This window comes from Cryptosporangium aurantiacum, assembly GCF_900143005.1.
GTDB lineage: Bacteria > Actinomycetota > Actinomycetes > Mycobacteriales > Cryptosporangiaceae > Cryptosporangium > Cryptosporangium aurantiacum.
This window is the reverse complement of the sequence record NZ_FRCS01000013.1, coordinates 186,034-204,541: the sequence shown is the minus strand read 5'-3', so window position 1 is coordinate 204,541 and position 18,508 is coordinate 186,034. Positions and strand designations below refer to the sequence as shown.

The window sequence follows — 18,508 nt, the reverse complement described above, 5'->3', positions numbered from 1 at the left end:
CCGGGGACACCGCAGGGCTCGACAGGGAAGGTTGGCCGTGGCCACCAACGACGTTCCGGGGACCGCCGGCGCTGACTACGCCGAGCGCCTTCAGCGGTTGGAGACCGCCCGCTGGAAGCAGGTGCTCGACGTCCAGGCTCCGTACCGGTGGAACCTGCGCCGGCTCGAGCTGGGCCGCACGCTCGACGTCGGCTGCGGCATCGGCCGGAACCTCTCGCACCTCTCCGACGGGAAGAACCCCCCGCCGGTCGGCGTCGACCACAACGCCACGTCGATCGAGCTGGCCCGCGAGCGCGGTTTCACCGCGTACACCGTCGACGAGTTTCACTCCTCGCCGGACGCGAAGCCCGACTCGTTCGACGCGATCCTCGCGTCCCACCTGGTTGAGCACCTGCTCGAGCCGGACGCCAAGGCGGTGCTCGAGTCGTACTTGCCGTACCTCCGCTCCGGCGGCCGCGTCGTGTTCATCACGCCGCAGGAGAAGGGCTACACGACCGACGCGACCCACATCCGGTTCAGCGGTTTCGAGGAAGTGTCCGCGCTGGCCAGGGACGTCGGTCTCAGCGTGCTGAAGAAGTACTCGTTCCCGTTCCCGCGGGTCGCGGGCAAGGTGTTCGCCTACAACGAGTTCGTCGTCGTCGCGCGCAAGCCCTGAGCAGCTCTCCAATAACGACACCTCCGGCCCTACGCCCGCCCGCCCTGAATCGAACGCACCCGGCGGCCCGCTACGGTGGCGGCGTGAAGATTCGACCGCTGAGCATCGACGGCGCCTGGGAGATCACCCCGGTCCAGCATGGTGACCCCCGTGGCCTGTTCATGGAGTGGTACCGGTTCGACCATCTCGCCGAGGCGGTCGGGCATCCGCTGCGGCTGGCCCAGGGCAACCTCTCGGTCTCCGCGCGCGGTGTGGTCCGCGGTATCCACTTCGCCGACGTCCCGCCGAGCCAGGCGAAGTACGTCACGTGCGTCCGCGGCGCGGTGGTGGACGTCGTCGTCGACCTGCGGGTGGGTTCGCCGACCTTCGGCCGGCACGAACTGATTCGGTTGGACGACGTCGACCGGCGCGCCGTGTACCTGTCCGAAGGGCTCGGCCACGGTTTCTGCGCGCTTACCGACGACGCGACGCTGAACTACCTCTGCTCGGAGACGTACGCGCCGACGCGTGAGCACGCGATCCACCCGCTCGACCCCGACCTGGCGATCGACTGGCCGGCCGACGAGCCGCAGCTGTCCGCGAAGGACGCTGCCGCCCCGTCGCTCGCGGAGTCACTCGCCGCCGGAGCGCTCCCTGACTACGAAGAGTGCAAGAACTACTACGCGTCGCTGAATCACGGCTAAACGGAAACGGAGAGCGACCGCCGTAGGGGGCAAATCGACCACGCTCGCTGTTGCCGGGTGCGAGCGTGCAACGGCGGCTAGTGTTCAATCATGGAGCGGCGGATCTTCGGTCTCGAGACCGAGTACGGAGTCACCTGTACGTTCCGGGGCCAGCGGCGTCTCTCGCCCGACGAGGTGGCGCGGTATCTGTTCCGGCGCGTGGTCTCATGGGGTCGGTCGAGCAACGTCTTTCTACGCAACGGCGCCCGGCTCTACCTCGATGTGGGCTCTCATCCCGAATACGCCACCCCGGAGTGTGATTCGGTCGCTGACCTCGTCACGCACGACCGGGCCGGCGAACGCATCCTCGAAGGTCTGCTGGTCGACGCTGAGCGGCGGCTGCGCGACGAGGGCATCGCCGGGGACATCTACCTGTTCAAGAACAACACGGACTCGGCGGGCAACTCCTACGGGTGCCACGAGAACTACCTGGTCTCGCGGCACGGAGAGTTCGCCCGCCTGGCCGACGTGCTGATCCCGTTCCTGGTCACCAGGCAGCTGATCTGTGGCGCGGGCAAGGTGCTGCAGACGCCGCGCGGCGCGGTCTACTGCCTCTCCCAGCGGGCCGAGCACATCTGGGAGGGCGTCTCGTCGGCGACCACCCGATCGCGCCCGATCATCAACACCCGGGACGAGCCGCACGCCGACGCCGAGCGGTTCCGCCGTCTGCACGTGATCGTCGGTGACTCGAACATGAACGAGGTCACCACGCTGCTCAAGGTCGGTGCCGCCGACATCGTGCTGCGGATGATCGAGGCCGGCGTGACGATGCGCGACCTGACGCTGGAGAACCCGATCCGGGCGATCCGCGAGGTCTCGCACGACATCACCGGCCGCCGCACGGTGCGGCTGGCCAACGGCAAGGAGATCAGCGCGCTCGACATCCAGCTCGAGTACCACACCAAGGCCTCGGAGTTCGTCGACCGCTACGGCGGTGGTCCGGCCGCGCGCCGGATCATCGACCTCTGGGGACGCGTGCTGAAGGCCGTCGAGGCCGACGACCTGGCCTCGGTCGAGCGGGAGATCGACTGGGTGACGAAGCTGAAGCTGATCGAGCGGTACTCCGAGAGGCACGGCCTGTCGCTCTCCAGCCCGCGGGTGGCGCAGCTCGACCTGGCCTATCACGACATCCGGCGGGGTCGGGGCGTGTTCCAGGTGATGGAGAAGCGCGGCGCGGTCGACCGGGTGACCCGCGACCTGGACGTGTTCGCGGCGAAGTCGGTGCCGCCGCAGACGACGCGGGCCCGGCTGCGCGGTGAATTCATCCGGCGCGCCCAGGAGCGGCGCCGGGACTTCACCGTCGACTGGGTGCACCTGAAGCTGAACGACCAGGCCCAGCGCACGGTGCTGTGCAAGGACCCGTTCCGCGCCGTGGACGAGCGAGTGGACCGCCTGATCGCCAGCATGTGAGCATGCCGAAAGGGGCGAGGCCGGTAGGCCTCGCCCCTTTCGCGTGTCACCAGTTGACGATGTCGGTGGTCGTCGGCTGGATCGAGCCGACCACGATCGTGCTGACGCCGAAGCCCTTCTGCTCCGTCGCCGAGAACCCGGCCAACTGGGCGTTCGCCGGTATCGAGCCCGGAGCGCCGATGCGGAACCCGTCGCCGCTGCGGCAGCCGGTGGCGGTCGCCGGGCAGCCGCGCCACTGGATGGCTGCGAACGCCGTCCGCTGCGCGGTGAGGATCATTCCGGTCGGCCGGCGTGGTGCATTGACGTTCGTCGTCGGAACCGCGACCGCGGTACCGGCGCGGGTGAGTCCGACGGTCGGCCAACCGCTCAGTCCACACGGGTTCGCACTCGTGTTCGTGAGGGAGACGAGTCCGATGCCGAGCCCGGCCTTGGCCTTGCCCTTGCCGGTTTGCCGGATGACCCGGATGGACAGCTGGGTGGTCTTGCAGGGACGGACGTTGCCCGGTGGGGGCGGCGGTTGCTGCGTGGCCCGTGGGGGCAGTGTGCCGGTTGTACCGGATGCGAGAGCCGTCTTGGCAGGGGAGGCGCTGGTCGCCGCGGGGGCCGACGGCACCACCGGATCGGCGGCGGGCGACTCGATCGCAGGTTCGGTTGTGCGGTCCACCGTCGGCTCCTGATTGCTCCCGCCGCACGCTGCCGACGCGAGCATCGCCGCCGCGACCGCGGTGCCTGCCAACGCCGTCGAGACCCTCGCTCGCATTGGTGCCCCCCCCGTCATTACGGCCTACTGCTGACGGAAGTCAAGCGGACAAACGCCGTTAACTGTTCGGTGCCACGCCGGAATATGGCGAGATTGCATCTAATCGCACCTCAGGTTCCTTTATGTCCGTTATATGGGTTATGGTCGCTTCGCGTTAGTCTCCCGCGGCCTCATCGGGCCCGGCCGTGCGTGCGGGGCGAAGACGCCCTGATCGATACGAGTAAGGACTCAACAGATGCAAAGACACCAAGCCACCGGGCGTGCGTGGGCCATACGAGTCGGCCTTGCGAGCGCTCTGGTCGCTGCCGGACTGGCGAGCGTCTCCAGTCCGAGTCAGGCTGCCGCTTCCGCGCCGGCGACACCGGCGACGGGCGCGGCCGGCGGAATCATCACTCTGAACACGACGACAGCGAACACGTTCCGGAATGCCAACCTGGTCGACCAGGTCCAAGCGGTCCAGTTCACGACCGCCGCCTGCACCGCCTCGAGCACCACCCCGGCGACGATTCCCGCGGTTGCCGCACGCGGTGTGAACGATCTCGTGACGTACCCCGCCACGCTGGTGGAGGTGGTCGGCGGTACGTTCACTGCCGCGGACGTCGGAGCGGCGATCACCGGTGGGACGATTCCGGCCAACACGACGATCACGCGCGTCTTGGACGCGAACCGTGCGATCATCTCGGCCGCGGCGACAACCGAGGCCGCGAACGTGCAGCTAAACGTCGGTGGGTCGTCCCGAGGCGGCGGCACCAGCGTCACTCACGACGGCAAGAAGATCACGTCCGCGACGGCGAACTTCCAGAACCCTGACGCGAGCAAGGCGGTCTGGGGCACGAACATCCCGGCCAACACCACGATCCAGGGCAACCCGACCAACTCGACCACCGCGACGATCTCCAATGCCGTCACCGGGACGCCGGTCACCGGTGGCGCGCTGGTCATCGGCCCGATCGCCGGCCCGTATAACGCGACCAGCTTCACCGTGGTCAGCGACAAGAAGCTCGTCGTGGAGGCGCCGGCGGCGCTCGCCACGGTCGCCGCGGGTACCACGTACAACGTCTGCGTTTACAACGCGACCGTGGGTTCCTCCGGTCTCGCAATCGCGACCTCGACCTACAAGGTCTACCAGGCGCCGACGATCACCGGCATCACGCCGGCCTCCGGTCCGGCACTCGGTGGCGGCCAGGTCGTGATCGGTGGCACCGGCTTCAGCACCAACACCAGGGTGACGATCGGCGGCCAAGCGCTGGTCAGCGCGACCGTGAACGCCGCCGCGGGCACGATCACCGGCACCATGCCGTCGCACGCCGCTGGCCAGGTCGACGTCGTCGTGACCTCCGAGGGCGGCCCGGCCACCATGGTCAACGGCTACACCTACATCGACGGCATCAGCGTGACGCCGAGTACCACGACGACGCGAGGCGCGGTGATTCTGGACATCTTCGGGGCAGGCTTCAAGGCCTCTTCCCTGGCTTGGAACAACAACGCCCTTCCCACGCGAAGCCTGGGGTCAGTCGCCACTTCTCAGATAGCTGTTAACAACACGATCACGCTGGCCGGCCATGCCCTGGCCAACGGCGATCGGGTGCGCTTCGACGGCCTCACCGGCGCGGCGCCGCTCGAGAGCGGTAAGGCGTACTACGTCATCAATAGCAACACCGGCGCGGGTACGTTCGAGGTCGCAGCAACGCCCGGCGGCACGGCGATCGACATCCAGACGGTCAGTTCAGGCGGCACGGCGCGGGACATCAGCAGGCTGGGTCTCACTCCGGCGACGGGCGGCGGTGTTGGCACCTTCACTGTCGCAACCGGCGTGGTGAGCGCTCTGGTGGGCCACACCCTTGAGGACGGCGACCGCGTGATGTTGAGCGGCTTCACCGGTGGCCTGGGCGGCGTCTCGCCCTGGACGTGGTACTACGTCAACACAGCGGACTCGGCCACGGGCACCTTCAAGCTCGCCGCAACCCGCGGCGGGACCGCGCTCGCCTTCACCGCCACGGGCGCCACTGGAACCGCGATGGTGTGGGTTCCGGACGAGTTGACGCACGTGATCGTGTCGCGGGGTGCGTACGACGACGCCGCGACGCCGGGCCAGCCCGGCTGGATCGCGGGTGAATGCACGAACGTGCAGGTGATAAGCGATACTGAGATCATCTGCAAGCTCGACGCGAGCACGTTCGCGCCGACTGCGGGCGCCCACCAGATTACGGTGATCGACGACATGCGCGCTGGGCCGACGGCGACATCGCCCGGCGGGCCAACCCGGACGACGGTCGTCACCAGTCCGTCGACGTTCACGTTCGCGCCGTACTAAATCGGCGTTGATCTGAGCACGCGGTTACCATCTCGGCCCGGGCCACAGTGGCCCGGGCCGAGGTGCGTTCAGAGCAGCCCGGCGGCGTGGCGACCGGCGACGGCTGCGGCCTCGAAGTACACGCGGTCCTCGTCGAGGCCGCGCCCCATCGAGGACAGCTTCACCGGCAGCGCCCGCAGCGCCTCGTCCAGCCCGTCGAGCGCCACCTCCACCACCCGGTGCCGCTCCGGCAACTCCGCCAGCTGGTCGCGAACCCGGGCGGCGAGCGAGGACGGCAGCGGCGTCGGCACCGGTAGGTCTGCCGCCGCCAGCGCGACGCGGCCGTACGCGGTGAGCGAGTGGTGCGACACGCCACGATGGCGCTCCCGGGCGTCCCCGGACGAGATGCGCAGCGACCCGATCGCGCGGCCACCCAGCACGGAAACGGCGTTCACCGCCTCGCCGACGGCCACCCCCGAGAACCCCCACGGCGTCCCGGTGCCGAGGTTGCCCGGTCCCTGGGCGACGACGGCCACGTCGGCGTGGAGCACGTGCCGCGCGGCCAGCAGCCCGGTGTGCAGCGTGACCGCCTCCAGGTCGCCGCCGAACGCCTGGCCGACGGTCACGGTTCCGGCGAGGAGGTCCCCGAGCTGCGCCACGGAACGGGAGAACCAGAGCGGCAGCGCCCCGCCGTCCGTCATCACGTACGCCACCCGGACGTCGGGCCGGGAAGCCCGCACTCCGGCGAGGATCGCCGGCAGCGCCGAGTGCAGATCGGCCACCACGACCGGCATGCCGTCCAGCGTGACGTCGGAGGCCAGCACCGCGTGGTGCGGGGAGTCCTGCTCGTCCACGCCCAGCATGGTCACCTGTGTCGGTGTGTACCGCCCCTTCACCATGTGCCCCGGACCGCCGACGACCGGAGGATCCGGCGGCAACCGGTCGGGCAGTGCGACGACCAGCGCGTATCCGCCGGTGCCGAGCCCCATCGCCAGCGCGGTCGTGTTCAGCAGCACGGTGTCGCCCACGAGCGGCGTCCCGACCATCGCGGGATAGGCCAGCGCTCGAACGGACGCGCCGTCGACCTCGACCCCCAGCTCGACCGCCCCGGACCAACCGCGGCCCACCGACTCAACCCGCCCCCGCCGCCAGCGAATCATCCGCACACCGTAGCCCTCGAACACGCCCGCGCCGTCAACAGGCGGCCGGGGTGCGCCACGCCGGTCGCAGAAGTGAAGTAGCGTCGTTCGGTGTGTCCCGTCGACGCACCGAACGCCTGGTCAACCTGCTGCTGTGCCTGCTCTCCACGCGCCGGTATCTCACCGCTGCGCAGATCGCCACGATCGTGCCCGGATACGAGCACGACGAGGATGATCCGAAATCACACGAAGCGTTCCAGCGAATGTTCGAGCGCGACAAAGGCGAGCTTCGCGACCTCGGCGTGCCGCTGGAAACCGGGACGAACAGCGTTTTTGACAGTGAACCGGGCTATCGCGTCACGCGGGGTGACTACGCGCTGCCCGAGGTGCGCCTCGACCCCGAGGAAGCCGCCGCCGTCGGTATCGCGGCCCGGCTCTGGCACCACGCCGAACTCTCGACCGCGGCGTCGAGCGGGCTGACCAAGCTGCGCGCGGGCGGCGTGGACCTGGTCGACGGGCCGCCGCTGGGCATCGAGCCGGTGGTGAGCGCGGATCCGGCGCTCACCCCGATGCTGGCTGCGATCGACGTCCGCCGCGCAGTTCGTTTTCACTACCGCACCCCGCGCGACGGGGAGCCGCGCCAGCGGCGCCTTCAACCCTGGGGCGTCGTGTCCTGGCGGGGGCGCTGGTACGTGATCGGGCACGACCTCGACCGCGACGCGACCCGGTGCTTCCGGCTGTCCCGCGTCGTCGGCACGGTCACCGCGTTCGGCCAGGCCGACGCGTTCGCGCCGCCGGACGGCCTCGACCTGGTCGCCCAGGTCGCGAAGTTCGATCCGGAGCCGTCCCAGCAGAAGAGCGCCCGCGTCCGGGTGCGGGTCGGTGCGGCCGCGGGCCTGCGGCGCTGGGCCGATTCGGTGCAGCCCGAGGACGAACCCGATCCCGAACTGCTCGAGGCGGACGTCGCTCGGGCGGGCGTCGGCCGCGCGGTGACGCTCGATGCCCCGGAACCGCCGGTGAGCACGCTCCGCGCACCGGACGGGCCCCCTGACGACGACGACGCCGAGTGCGGCGCGCCGGTGCCCGACGCGAAGGCCGCCTGGGACCTCGTCACGCTCAGTTACTCCGATCCGGAGGCGCTCGCGGTCCGGCTCGCCGGATACGGCTCGGCCGTCGTCGCGCTCTCCCCGCCCGAGGTGCGCAACGCGGTGGTCCGGCACCTGTCCCGGATGGCGGCGGGCATCCCCGGGCCCCGGCCGGGCGGAGCGCCACCGCCGCGCGAGACCGCGGCGGCCGGTGCGCGGACGGAGCCCGGCCGATGAGCGCTTGCGCGAAGAGAAGGGCGCACAGATGAGCGCTTGCGCGAAGAGAAGGGCGCACAGATGAGCGCTTGCGCGAAGAGAAGGGCGCACCGATGAGCAGCGCCGGAAGCGAACGCCTCGCCCGCCTGCTGGCGCTCGTGCCGTACCTGCAGGCCCGCCCCGGGGCGCTGATCTCCGAGGTCGCCGCCGACCACGGCGTGTCCGAGAAGCAGCTCCGCGACGACCTGCAGCTGCTGTTCGTCTGCGGCCTGCCCGGATACGGCCCCGGCGACCTGATCGACATGTCGCTGGACGACGACACGGTCACGCTGACCTACCACGCCGAGCTCGACCGGCCGCTCCGGCTCACCGCCGACGAGGCCCTCGCGCTGATCGTCGCCCTGCGCGCGCTGGAGGAGACCCCCGGGGTCGACGGAGCCGCGGTCGGCCGGGCGCTCGCCAAGGTGGAGCGGGCCGCAGGGGAGGCCGGCCGCTCGGCGAAACAGGTCGCGATCACCGGGGGTTACGAGGACACCGGCATGGCCGCCCGGGTACGCGGCGCGCTGGAGCGTGGCCGCGCGCTGAGGATCGTCTACTACACGGCGGGCCGCGACGCGACGAGCGAGCGGGTGATCGACCCGATGCGGCTGCTGGTCGTCGACGGGCGGGGTTACCTGGAGGCGTGGTGCCGCCGCGCCGAGGCCGTGCGGATGTTCCGCATCGACCGGATCGACGCGCTGGACGAGCTGGACGAGCCGTCGGTGCCCGCCCGGGGCCTGGCCGGCTCCGATGGCGGGTTCCGGCTGTCGGACGGCGCGGTCTTCGAGCCCCCGCCGGACAGCCCGCTGGTGACGTTGCGGGTCGGACTCGGCAGCCGGTGGGTCACCGAGTACTACCCATGCGAGGACGTCCGACCCGAGGACGGGGGCACCTGGCTCGTGACGCTGAAGGCCAGCGATCTGGAGTGGGCCCGCCGCCTGGTCATGGGTCTGGGTGAGGACGCCGAGGTGGTCGGGCCCGCGGAACTGGTCGAGCTGGTGCGCTCCGAGGCACGGGCGGCGCTGGCGGCCTACACCGGTTGACCGCATCGCGCCGCGGTGCCGCTAGGGTGCTGTGCGTGACGCTTGCGAGCTGGATTGCGGTAGCCGTGGTGGTGGTCGGCGTGGTGGCACTGGGCGCGGTGGCGGCACCGCTGCTGCCGAAGCTCGGGCGCCTGAAGCGCGCGGCGGACGTCGCGAAGGACAAGGCGGCCGAGGCGCAGGCGTTGCAGTCCGAGCTGGAGACGCTGCAGTCGCGTGTCCTGGAAGTGCAGGCCAAGGTGGAAGCCATCCGGCCCGCTCGCTGACCGGCTCGGCCCTCGGTTCTCAGACCTAGGGCCTATCCTTCGGATCGGTGGGCCGGTGAGACGTACGATGAACCGGTATCCGATTCGAGAGGTGTCGTCATGGGTGCTCTCAAGCCCTGGCATATCGCAGTGCTCGTCATCGTGCTGCTGTTGCTGTTCGGGGCCAAGCGTCTGCCTGACGCGGCACGCGGCGTGGGCCGCTCGCTGCGCATCTTCAAGGCCGAGACCAAGGGCTTGATGGAAGACGACGTCAAGGGCAAGGCCGAGGCCAAGCACGAGCGTGCGCCGCTGACCGATGACCGCGGTGATCCGGCCGACCAGTTCGGCGAGCGGCCCAACCCGGTCGTCGAATCCCGGGTGGTCGACTCGCGGAGCGAGACCCGCGACCAGCGGTGAGCCCAGCGCTCCGGCTGCGCCGGCGCACCCCCAAGAGGCCGGTGTCGCCGGACGGCTCGATGACGCTCATGGAGCACATCCGTGAGTTGCGTGACCGCCTCTTCAAGGCCGTCGTGGGCATCGTTCTGGGCCTCTGCATCGGCTTGTACTTCTCCCTGCCGGTGCAGCGGTTCCTGACCGAGCCGTACTGCAGCCGGTTCGCCGACGGCGAGTGCGCGCTCAACGCGACCACGCCGCTGGAGCCGACGATCGTCCGCTTGAAGATCGCGCTCTACCTGGGCCTGATCATCGCGTCGCCGATCTGGCTGTTCCAGCTGTGGGCGTTCGTCGCTCCCGGGCTGCACGCCCGGGAGCGGAAGTGGTCGTACGCGTTCATCTCGTTCGCCGTGCCGCTGTTCGTGGCCGGTGCCGTGCTCGCGCACTTCGTGGTCGCGAAGGGCATCGAGTTCCTGCTGCCGGTCGACGGCGAATACCAGTTCACGACCAACATCGCCGGGTACATCGACTTCGTCACCGGCATGCTGATGATCTTCGGCGTCGGCTTCGAGTTCCCGCTCCTCGTGTTCATGCTGAACCTCGCGGGGGTGGCGAGCGCGAAGCGGCTGCTCGGCTGGTGGCGTGCGGCCGTGTTCCTGACGTTCGTGTTCACCGCGCTCGTCACGCCGACGCCCGACCCGTTCGGCATGACCGCGCTCGGCCTGGCGATGAGCGCGCTGTACTTCGCCGCGGTCGGTGCGGCGTTCCTCAACGAACGACGGCGCGCCAAGGTCGCCGCGCGGAACCAGTTCGCCGGGCTGGACGACGACGAGGCGTCCCAGATCGAGCCGGTCCTGGAACCGGTCGAGACGAGCGGTCCGGTGCAGGCCAGCGAGACGCCCGAGCCCTCCCGCCGGGACGACGTCGACTGACCGGACGCTGACCCGAATCTGACGCCGAATCCGCCCCGACCGTGCCTGGTCGGGGCGGATTCGGCGTTTCTCGGCGCTGACGGATTCGGACAAGCGGGCGCGGTAGGGTGCGCCGTGCCTTCCGGTCGGATAGTGGTGCTCGCGCACCCCGCCGCGGGGCGCGGCCAGGTCGGGCGGCACCTGGCCGGGGTGGTGGCCGCGCTCGGCCCGGCCGACCCGGTCGTCCTGCCCGCGTCCAGCCCGGCGGACGCGATCGCCGCCGCGCGCCGCGCGGTCGAGGCCGGCGCTGCCGGGGTGGTGGCTGTCGGTGGTGACGGCACGATGCACCTCGCCCTGCAGGCGGTCGCGGGGACCAAGGTCCCGCTCGGTGTGGTCCCCCTCGGCACGGGCAACGACTTGGCGGACGCCGTGGGCGTGCCCGCCGACCCGATTGACGCCGCTCGTGCGGTGCTCGCCGATCTCCGGGTGGCCCGGACCACGGCCCTCGACGCGGTGCGCGTCACGACCGCCGGGCACGGGAGCGCCGGGCACGGGGGCGCCGGGCACGGGGGCGCCGGGCACGGGGGCGCCGGGCACGGGAGCGCCGGGCGCGGCGGGGAGCCGCATCCGAGCGGCGCACTACCGGGGTGGTACGCGGCCATTCTTTCGGTGGGCTTCGACTCGGCCGTGAACGCGCGGGCCAACCGGATGCGGTGGCCACGCGGACCGCGCCGCTACGACCTGGCGATCCTCGTCGAGCTGGCACGGTTGCGCCGCTACGCGCTCACGCTCGACCTGGACGGCACCACCGTCGAGACGCCCGCGCTCCTCGCCGCGATCGGCAACACCCGCAGCTACGGCGGCGGCATGCGGATGTGCCCGGACGCCGACCCCACCGACGGCCTGCTCGACGTCACGGTCGTCGAACCGGTCAGCAGGCTCGAGCTCATCCGGGTCAAGCCCCGCCTGTACTCGGGCACCCACGTCACGCACCCGGCGGTCCGTACCTACCGGGCCGCCACGATCCGGGTGGACGCTCCGGGGGCGAGCGTTTACGCGGACGGGGAGCCGTCGACGCGGCTGCCGCTCGAGCTGAGGTGCGTCCCCGGTGCGGTTCGGCTGATCGGCGCCCAACTCTCCGGCTGAGGTCGAGACGCTCAGCTTCTGCCGGATGGTGCCGATGAGGAGGGGTGGACTTCCGCCCGTCGTCGCAAAGGATCCGTACCGTGCGTACCCGCCGTCTCGCCGTCGCCGTCACCGGGCTCGCGGTGCTGCTGGGCGTCCTCGGCCCGGCCGCGCCGGCGCACGCCGACCCGTACTGGCGCGTCCAGGTCACGGTGACGCCGGGGGCGTCGTCCTGCACGGTGGGGTGGGTGCGCAGCTACTGGGACGGTCCGGTCAGCGCGTACAAGATCTGGGTGGTGCCGCAGAACATCGCACCGGGAGCGTCCCAGACGTACCGCAAGGTCAACGTCACGCCACCGGCTGCCGGGCGAGCCACGCGCGTCCGGGTCGGGTCGCTGACGCGGGGAGCGCCGTACGTGTTCTGGCTCGAGGCGTTCTACCCGAGCTACTTCCGCAGCGGTCAGGTGAGCATGCAGGTGGCGACCAGCCGGGTCTGCAAGCCCACCTGAGCGCTGAGATCGACCTACTCACCTGCGGGTGATAGGTCGAGAACTGGCCAGATTTCTCGGGGTGGGAGGATGCTGCCCGAGCGGATCGGGTGAGTGGGGGCTTGCGGTGCTGGCGGACGTCGTCGACCGGCTCCGTTGCCCGCACTGCGCCGCGCGCACCGGGGACGATGTCGGGCTGACGCTCGACGGGGGAACGCTGCGCTGCCCGGAGCGGCACAGCTTCGACGTCGCCAAGCAGGGTTACGTCAGCCTGCTCACCGGGGCAGCCTCGGCGGTGCCGGGGGACACCGCCGCGATGGTCGCCGCCCGCGAGGCGTTCCTGGCCGGCGGGCACTTCACCGCCCTCACCGCGGCGCTAGCCGCCGCCACCGCCGCCCAAGCCGCCGACCCGGCCGCTGCGTCGCCCGCGTCGCCCGTGGGCTGTGTGGTTGATCTGGGGGCCGGGACCGGGCATCACCTGGCCGGGGTGCTGGACGCCGTCCCGGGCTGGGTCGGGGTCGCCGCCGACATCTCCGGGTACGCGCTGCGCCGGGCCGCGCGTGCGCATCCGCGAGCCGGTGCGATCCGGTGCGACTCGTGGCGTCCGCTGCCGCTGCGAACCGGCGCGGCGGACGTCGTCCTCATTGTTTTCGCACCGCGCAACGGCGCAGAACTGCACCGCGTACTTCGCCCCGGAGGGGCGGCGCTCGTGGCCGCACCGACCGACCGGCACCTGCGGGAGCTCGCGACCGCGGTGGGCGCGGTCTCGGTCGACCCGCGGAAGTCCGACCGGCTGGACGCCGCGCTCGGACCCTATCTGAGCCTCACCGAGGCGCGGACGCACGAGACGACGCTGCGCCTGAGCCACGCGGAGGCGGTGACCGCGGTCGCGATGGGGCCGGCGGCCTGGCACGTCGACGCGGAGACGCTGGCGGCGCGGGTGGCGGCGGTGCCGGAGCCGGTCGAGGTCACCGTGTCGGTGACGCTGAGCACCTATCGGAGGACGTCGTGAACTACCTCGGGGAACTGTTCTCGCTGGCCGGGCGGGTGGCGCTGGTGACCGGCGGCAGCTCGGGGATCGGCCGGTCGATGGCGCTCGCGCTCGGGCGCGCCGGCGCGCACGTCGTCGTGGTCGCGCGGCGGCCGGACGCGCTGGGGGAGACGGTCGCGGAACTGCGCACGCACGGCGTCGAGGCCGCGGCGATCAGCGCCGACCTCGGCGACCGGGCCGAGGTGGTGCGGGCCGCGGAGGACGCCGCCGCGGTGTTCGGCGAGCCGGACATCCTGGTGACCGCGGCCGCGGTTAACCACCGGCCGCCGATCGAGGAGATCTCCGCCGACGATTGGGACGCCACGTTGGCGCTGAACCTCACCGCGCCGTTTCTCCTCGGACAGCGGTTCGGGCCGGGCATGGCCGCGCGCGGCTGGGGCCGGATCATCCACGTGGCGTCGCAGCAGGCCGTCCGGGCGTACCTGAACAGCGGCGCCTACGGGGTGTCCAAGGGCGGCGTGACCGCGCTGACACGCTCGCAGGCCGAGGCGTGGTCGGCCCGCGGCGTGTGCTGCAACGCGGTGGCGCCCGGCGTGGTCCGGACGCCGCTCACCGCGCCGGTGTTCGCGGACGAGGCCAAGGCCGAGGCGATGGCCGCCCGCACGATGGTCGGCCGCAACGGCGAGCCCGAGGACTACGCGGGCGTCGCGGTGTTCCTCGCCAGCGACGCCGCCGCGTACGTCACCGGCCAGACCCTCTTCGTCGACGGCGGCTTCTCAGTGCACTAATTCATTCCTACAGACCTGGAGCCCGCCGAGGGCGAGGCTGGCGTCCGCGCGCGACCACGCCGCGTATTGGTCATACTCAAGTGGTCGCGCGCGGCCGTCAGGCTCGCCCTCGGCGGGCCGCCCGCTCAGAGGTTGGTGTAGGTGTAGACGGAGCCGGCGGTCACTCCGGCGACGCGGCCGTCGTCGAACCTCGGCAGCACCGCGACCGGGCCGCTGACCCCGGCGGACGGGATGTTCACGCAGGTCCAGGTCGTCGACTCCTTGCCGCTGCTCGCGGTGCAGGTGCCCTTGGTCTTGCCGAACCAGAAGCCGTCCGCGTCGGCGAGACCGACGCCGGTGATCGTGAGCGCGGGCTTGCTGCTCGTGCCGGCCGTCCCGGCGAGCTTGCCGCTGGTGACGCTCAGCTTGGTGACGACCGGGGCGTACCGCGCGTGTGTGGTGTCGGCGGGGCCGGGGACGCCGTTCGTCGAGACCACGACCGGAACCTTCGAGTGGGTCATGCTCGGCGTTCCGGCGGGCGCGGTGAGCGTGGCCTGGGTGGCGCTCGCCCACGCGATCGTGGCCGCGGTGCCGTCCACGGTGGCGGTGATCTTCGCGGCGGTGAACTTGGCGGCGGTGCTGAGGTCCAGGTTGCGGCCGGACAGCGTGACGCGGACGGTGGTGCCACCGGCGGCGGAGAGCTCGGTCTTGTCCGGGACGCGGACGCTGATCGGCTCGAGGTAGGTGAAGTCGTCGGAGGTCGTGTCGGCGCTGGTGTAGGTGAGGTCGGTGACGATCACGCGGACCTTCGAGCCGGTTCCGGCAGGCGCCTTCGCCGAGATCTGCGTATCGGACAGCACGAGGTACGACTTCGCCTGCTTGCCGCCGAACATGACGCTGCCGGCGACCCTCTCGTCGAGGCGGTTGAAGCCCTTGCCGTTGATGACGACGTTGGTGCCGCCGGCCGTGCTGCCGTATGCGGTGCTCAGCGAGGTGACCGCGACTACCTCGGTGGTCGTCGACGCGGCGGACGCCGAGCCGGCCACGCCCAGCACACCGGCGCCGAGCACACCGGCCCCGAACACGCCGGCACTGACGAGGGCGGTGGTGGCGGTGCGGCGACCGCGGTGGGGGAACTTCACGAGTGTCTCCTCCGTGAGACCGGATGCGTCCATGGCTCTGCGGAGGTCAGGTCGGTCGGCGACGGGCGTGGTTGAGCCGGGGCCTGGTGCGGGAGGGGAGCAGCGGGTCGACCGCACCCCGGCCGCACCCGGCGGCCTGCGTGGGGCGCGCTGTCAGGCGCCGGCCAGGGCCAGGACGGCGGCGAGGCCGTGGACGGCGCCCGCCGGGCTCGCGGGCAGCACCAGCACCGGCATACCGACCTCCACCGCGCCCGCGTCCGCGGTGGTGTCACCCACCATCAGCGCCCGCTCCGGCGCCACGCCGAGCGCCTCGCAGGCGGCGTGGAAGATCTTTGGGTTCGGCTTCATCGCGTCGAGCTCGTAGGAGAACACGAACGCGTCGATCCACCGGGTCAGCCCGTGGTGGTCGAACGTCGGGCGCAGGTCGTGCGCGATGTTGCTGACGACGGCGACCTTGATGCCCCGCTCGCGCAGCGCGGCGAGCACCGGAGCGGCGTCCGGGTACGGGACCCACGCCTCCGGTGGGAACATCGCGTCGTAAAGCGCCTCGGCCAGCCGGGGATCGGGCAGGTCGGCGCGGGCCATCAGCGCCGTGTACGCGTCCCGGTGCAATTCCGGCGTCAGGTCGCGGGACGCGTACGCGTCGACGAGGGCGCCGGTGAGGTCCGAGGGCGCCGGACCGCCGGGCCGACCGGCCCAGAGCAGCCGCTCGATCAGCTCGGCGGACTCGGCGGGAGAGAACTCGAGCCCGAGCGGAGTCGCGGCTCTGCGGAGCCACTCCTCGGCAGGCTCGACCGACAGCAACGTGCCGGAGAAATCGAAGAGGACGGCGTCAATAGGGCGGAGCTGTCGGGCATCTGACACGCCGCCACGCTAACCCACTCGGCCCAGCGGATACCGGTCGAGGCACTCCTATCGGCAAGGTAGGTAATGGGTGCGGCGTGCGTGAAACAGGCTCGCTAATCGGAAACAATTATGTAATGGTAATCGATTGTCAGGCGACCCTGGGTGATCATTGCACGGATTCCTGCCGCCTAAAAAGCGCAGGTGACCAGGGGTAAGGGGGCCGTACGTCGGTATTGTTTCGACGAAAGTACCTATGCGGATCGCACTCCGGGTGACCCCGACGCCGTTGTGGTGCAACTGCCGGATTCGGTACTCGTCGATCTCGACGACGGGCCGATCGGCTTGCGGGGACCGATAGCGTGGGGATGCGTGCGGGATGTATTGTCTTTTCCCGGCGGACCTTCGTGTATTCGAAACTTTCCGTTAACCAGAACCCTGATCCGTGTGATGGGCGTGAATGGGAGTGTGGGTGGCAACCGACAGCATCACCATTTCCGTGCCGCGCCGGACGTCCGCCGTACAGCCGCGAATCAGCCAGGTTGATTGTGCGACCCACACCCCCACCGGCCCTTCGACCAGGGGCGTGGAGGTCCTGGGCGCGGCGGTCTTCGGTGGGTGTCCGTAGCGAAATCCAGACGGTCACGAACATCGAGGATGGGGGGCAGTCCATGCTCAGTCGAGCCGAGATCATCGACGAGATCCTGGCGCTGGCGCCGGCGGGCGACTTCGGGGCGGACCCGGGGCCCGTACGTGCCCGGTTATGGGAGCTGACCAGCACGTTGATCCGCTCCTACGACGCCGACGAGCCGATCACCGTCGACCCGATGGAGATCTACCGGCAGCGCGCGGTTCCACTGGAGACAGCCGCTCTGGCCGATTTCCTGCGCGGCAAGCGGGTGCTCGTCACCGGTGCGGCCGGCGCGGTCGGCGCCGAGGTGGTCGAGGCGCTGGTGAATCGTCTGCCGACCGGCTCGATCTGCGCACTCGACCTGCGGGAGTCGCCGATTCCGGCAGGCGCGGAGAACCGTGTCGTCCCGGTGATCGCCGACATCCGCGACATCGAGGCGACCGGCAAGGTGTTTGCCGAGTTCAACCCGGAAATCGTCTACCACCTCGCCGCCCAGCGGGAGCCGGGGCTCGCCGAGTTCGAGACCGCGTTGACGATCACGACGAACATCGGCGGTACCCGCAACATCCTCACGCTGTGCGATCAGTTCGGCGTCGACATCTGCGTTCACGCCTCCACCGGAAAAGCCGCGCGCTACTACACACCCGACATCTATGCGGGTAGCAAGAAGGTCGCGGAGTGGATGATCGCGGAGGAAGCGCCGTCGCTCTCGACGAAGATCGGGCTGGTGCGATTCACGCACATCGCCGAGAACAGCATCGTTTTTGACGACTTTCGGCGCAAGGTCGCGGCGGGCGTTCTGAACATCCACGAGCCCTATCGGCTGATGTACGTGCAGAGCATGTCCGAGGCCGTGGCCCTGGTGCTCAACACGACGCTCTACGTGGACGACGAGGACGCGACGCTGGTCACCGTCGGTGATCTCGGCTGGCCCTTGGACATCCTCCGCCTCGCACTGCACACGATCGCGGTCAGCGGCCAGGAGGTGCCGCTCTGCTTCATGGGCCTGCCCGCCGGCTACGAGAAGCACACGTTCCTCGGGCAGCTCGACTGGTCGGACCCGGGCAAGACGCACCCGATGCTCAACGCGCTGGAGTCCGACGCCGCCCACCTCACCGAGGACGAGGGGATGATGATCTCCCGCCCTTCGCACCCGGCCGTGCCGGTCGCGACCGAGATCGAACGGCTCTGCGCGGACGTGGAGTGCGCCGACGTCGAGGACCGGTCCGTGCACAAGAAGCGGCTCGCCGACTTCCTGCAGTGGGGCTGCCGCGCGACGTTCGAGAGCTCGAACCCGGCGCAGCGGATGCGGATCCTGATGTGGGGCTGCGACCCGGACGTGCTGGCGCGCGAGGGAGCCACGGTCCAGGACCTCGGCCCGGTCGTCCCGCTGCTGGTCGATTCGCTGCGGGGCGCGCGGTTCGACGCGGTGCGCGACGGGCTGAACGTCGACCGGATGGCGCGGACGCTGCGCGGCCTGGCCGAGGTGCCGGAGCTGAAGCCGATGGTCGACGAGATCACGACGGTCAGCGGGGGAGTGCCGACCAGCGCCTGACCGGCGGCCGGGCGGGGGTCCTCAGCGGCGCCGGGCCGTGACGCGTGAATCAGTCGCG

At 70.7% G+C, this 18,508-nt stretch carries 20 protein-coding genes; 14 read left to right on the top strand and 6 right to left on the bottom strand.

What is annotated here, in order from left to right:
• Positions 1–37 precede the first annotated feature (37 nt).
• The 3 genes from BUB75_RS33500 to pafA all read left to right on the top strand — a co-directional run bounded on the left by BUB75_RS33500 (position 38) and on the right by pafA (position 2,787).
• Positions 38–655, top strand: a complete 618-nt coding sequence (locus BUB75_RS33500; RefSeq protein WP_218617926.1) for a class I SAM-dependent methyltransferase — start codon at positions 38–40, stop codon at positions 653–655.
• Between the two features lie 83 nt (positions 656–738).
• A complete protein-coding gene (locus BUB75_RS33495; protein WP_073262858.1) occupies positions 739–1,338 on the top strand; it encodes a dTDP-4-dehydrorhamnose 3,5-epimerase family protein in 600 nt (199 codons plus the stop codon).
• A gap of 90 nt (positions 1,339–1,428) precedes the next feature.
• Positions 1,429–2,787, top strand: coding sequence for a Pup--protein ligase (gene pafA, locus BUB75_RS33490; RefSeq protein WP_073262856.1), 1,359 nt, complete (start codon positions 1,429–1,431; stop codon positions 2,785–2,787).
• Positions 2,788–2,833: 46 nt separating this feature from the next.
• On the opposite strand, the gene BUB75_RS33485 is transcribed toward pafA, so the two are convergent.
• The 3 genes from BUB75_RS33485 to BUB75_RS46650 form a co-directional block, all read right to left on the bottom strand.
• Positions 2,834–3,451 carry a DUF4232 domain-containing protein gene (locus BUB75_RS33485; RefSeq protein WP_178380042.1) on the bottom strand — a complete coding sequence of 206 codons (618 nt, stop codon included), beginning with the start codon at positions 3,449–3,451 and terminating at the stop codon, positions 2,834–2,836.
• A 429-nt stretch (positions 3,452–3,880) separates the two neighbouring features.
• Positions 3,881–4,306 (bottom strand): hypothetical protein, encoded by a 426-nt coding sequence (locus BUB75_RS46655; protein WP_178380041.1) that lies wholly within the window; start codon positions 4,304–4,306, stop codon positions 3,881–3,883.
• Positions 4,307–4,543, bottom strand: coding sequence for a hypothetical protein (locus BUB75_RS46650; protein ID WP_178380040.1), 237 nt, complete (start codon positions 4,541–4,543; stop codon positions 4,307–4,309).
• Between BUB75_RS46650 and BUB75_RS46645 the strand changes: the two genes are divergently transcribed.
• A complete protein-coding gene (locus BUB75_RS46645) occupies positions 4,530–5,861 on the top strand; it encodes an IPT/TIG domain-containing protein (RefSeq protein WP_178380039.1) in 1,332 nt (443 codons plus the stop codon). The two genes, BUB75_RS46650 and BUB75_RS46645, sit on opposite strands and share 14 nt — an antisense overlap.
• A gap of 68 nt (positions 5,862–5,929) precedes the next feature.
• On the opposite strand, the gene BUB75_RS33470 is transcribed toward BUB75_RS46645, so the two are convergent.
• Positions 5,930–7,000, bottom strand: coding sequence for a DUF3866 family protein (locus tag BUB75_RS33470; RefSeq protein ID WP_073262929.1), 1,071 nt, complete (start codon positions 6,998–7,000; stop codon positions 5,930–5,932).
• Between the two features lie 92 nt (positions 7,001–7,092).
• Here BUB75_RS33470 and BUB75_RS33465 point away from each other — a divergent pair, with 92 nt between their 5' ends.
• From BUB75_RS33465 to BUB75_RS33425, 9 genes are all read left to right on the top strand, one after another.
• Positions 7,093–8,301 carry a helix-turn-helix transcriptional regulator gene (locus BUB75_RS33465; protein WP_073262848.1) on the top strand — a complete coding sequence of 403 codons (1,209 nt, stop codon included), beginning with the start codon at positions 7,093–7,095 and terminating at the stop codon, positions 8,299–8,301.
• Between the two features lie 92 nt (positions 8,302–8,393).
• Positions 8,394–9,362 carry a helix-turn-helix transcriptional regulator gene (locus tag BUB75_RS33460; protein ID WP_073262846.1) on the top strand — a complete coding sequence of 323 codons (969 nt, stop codon included), beginning with the start codon at positions 8,394–8,396 and terminating at the stop codon, positions 9,360–9,362.
• Positions 9,363–9,397: 35 nt separating this feature from the next.
• Entirely contained in the window at positions 9,398–9,625 is a 228-nt protein-coding gene (locus BUB75_RS33455; RefSeq protein WP_073262927.1) for a hypothetical protein, read from the top strand.
• A 99-nt stretch (positions 9,626–9,724) separates the two neighbouring features.
• Entirely contained in the window at positions 9,725–10,021 is a 297-nt protein-coding gene (gene tatA, locus BUB75_RS33450) for a Sec-independent protein translocase subunit TatA (RefSeq protein WP_073262844.1), read from the top strand.
• Between the two features lie 59 nt (positions 10,022–10,080).
• Positions 10,081–10,929 (top strand): twin-arginine translocase subunit TatC, encoded by an 849-nt coding sequence (tatC, locus tag BUB75_RS33445; protein ID WP_073262842.1) that lies wholly within the window; start codon positions 10,081–10,083, stop codon positions 10,927–10,929.
• Positions 10,930–11,109: 180 nt separating this feature from the next.
• Complete coding sequence (locus BUB75_RS33440; RefSeq protein ID WP_425430911.1) at positions 11,110–12,054, top strand: diacylglycerol kinase family protein; 945 nt, start codon at positions 11,110–11,112, stop codon at positions 12,052–12,054.
• Between the two features lie 80 nt (positions 12,055–12,134).
• Complete coding sequence (locus tag BUB75_RS33435) at positions 12,135–12,542, top strand: fibronectin type III domain-containing protein (RefSeq protein ID WP_073262838.1); 408 nt, start codon at positions 12,135–12,137, stop codon at positions 12,540–12,542.
• Between the two features lie 106 nt (positions 12,543–12,648).
• A complete protein-coding gene (locus BUB75_RS33430) occupies positions 12,649–13,533 on the top strand; it encodes a putative RNA methyltransferase (protein ID WP_073262836.1) in 885 nt (294 codons plus the stop codon).
• Positions 13,530–14,300 carry an SDR family NAD(P)-dependent oxidoreductase gene (locus tag BUB75_RS33425; RefSeq protein ID WP_073262834.1) on the top strand — a complete coding sequence of 257 codons (771 nt, stop codon included), beginning with the start codon at positions 13,530–13,532 and terminating at the stop codon, positions 14,298–14,300. The genes BUB75_RS33430 and BUB75_RS33425 overlap by 4 nt, the downstream gene beginning before the upstream one ends.
• A 125-nt stretch (positions 14,301–14,425) precedes the next feature.
• Here the strand turns inward: BUB75_RS33425 and BUB75_RS33420 are convergent, their stop codons facing one another.
• Both BUB75_RS33420 and BUB75_RS33415 read right to left on the bottom strand, forming a co-directional pair.
• Complete coding sequence (locus tag BUB75_RS33420) at positions 14,426–15,421, bottom strand: IPT/TIG domain-containing protein (protein ID WP_178380038.1); 996 nt, start codon at positions 15,419–15,421, stop codon at positions 14,426–14,428.
• A 153-nt stretch (positions 15,422–15,574) separates the two neighbouring features.
• Entirely contained in the window at positions 15,575–16,285 is a 711-nt protein-coding gene (locus BUB75_RS33415; protein WP_073262830.1) for an HAD family hydrolase, read from the bottom strand.
• Between the two features lie 650 nt (positions 16,286–16,935).
• Between BUB75_RS33415 and BUB75_RS33410 the strand changes: the two genes are divergently transcribed.
• Positions 16,936–18,450, top strand: a complete 1,515-nt coding sequence (locus tag BUB75_RS33410) for a polysaccharide biosynthesis protein (RefSeq protein WP_073262828.1) — start codon at positions 16,936–16,938, stop codon at positions 18,448–18,450.
• Positions 18,451–18,508 lie beyond the last annotated feature (58 nt).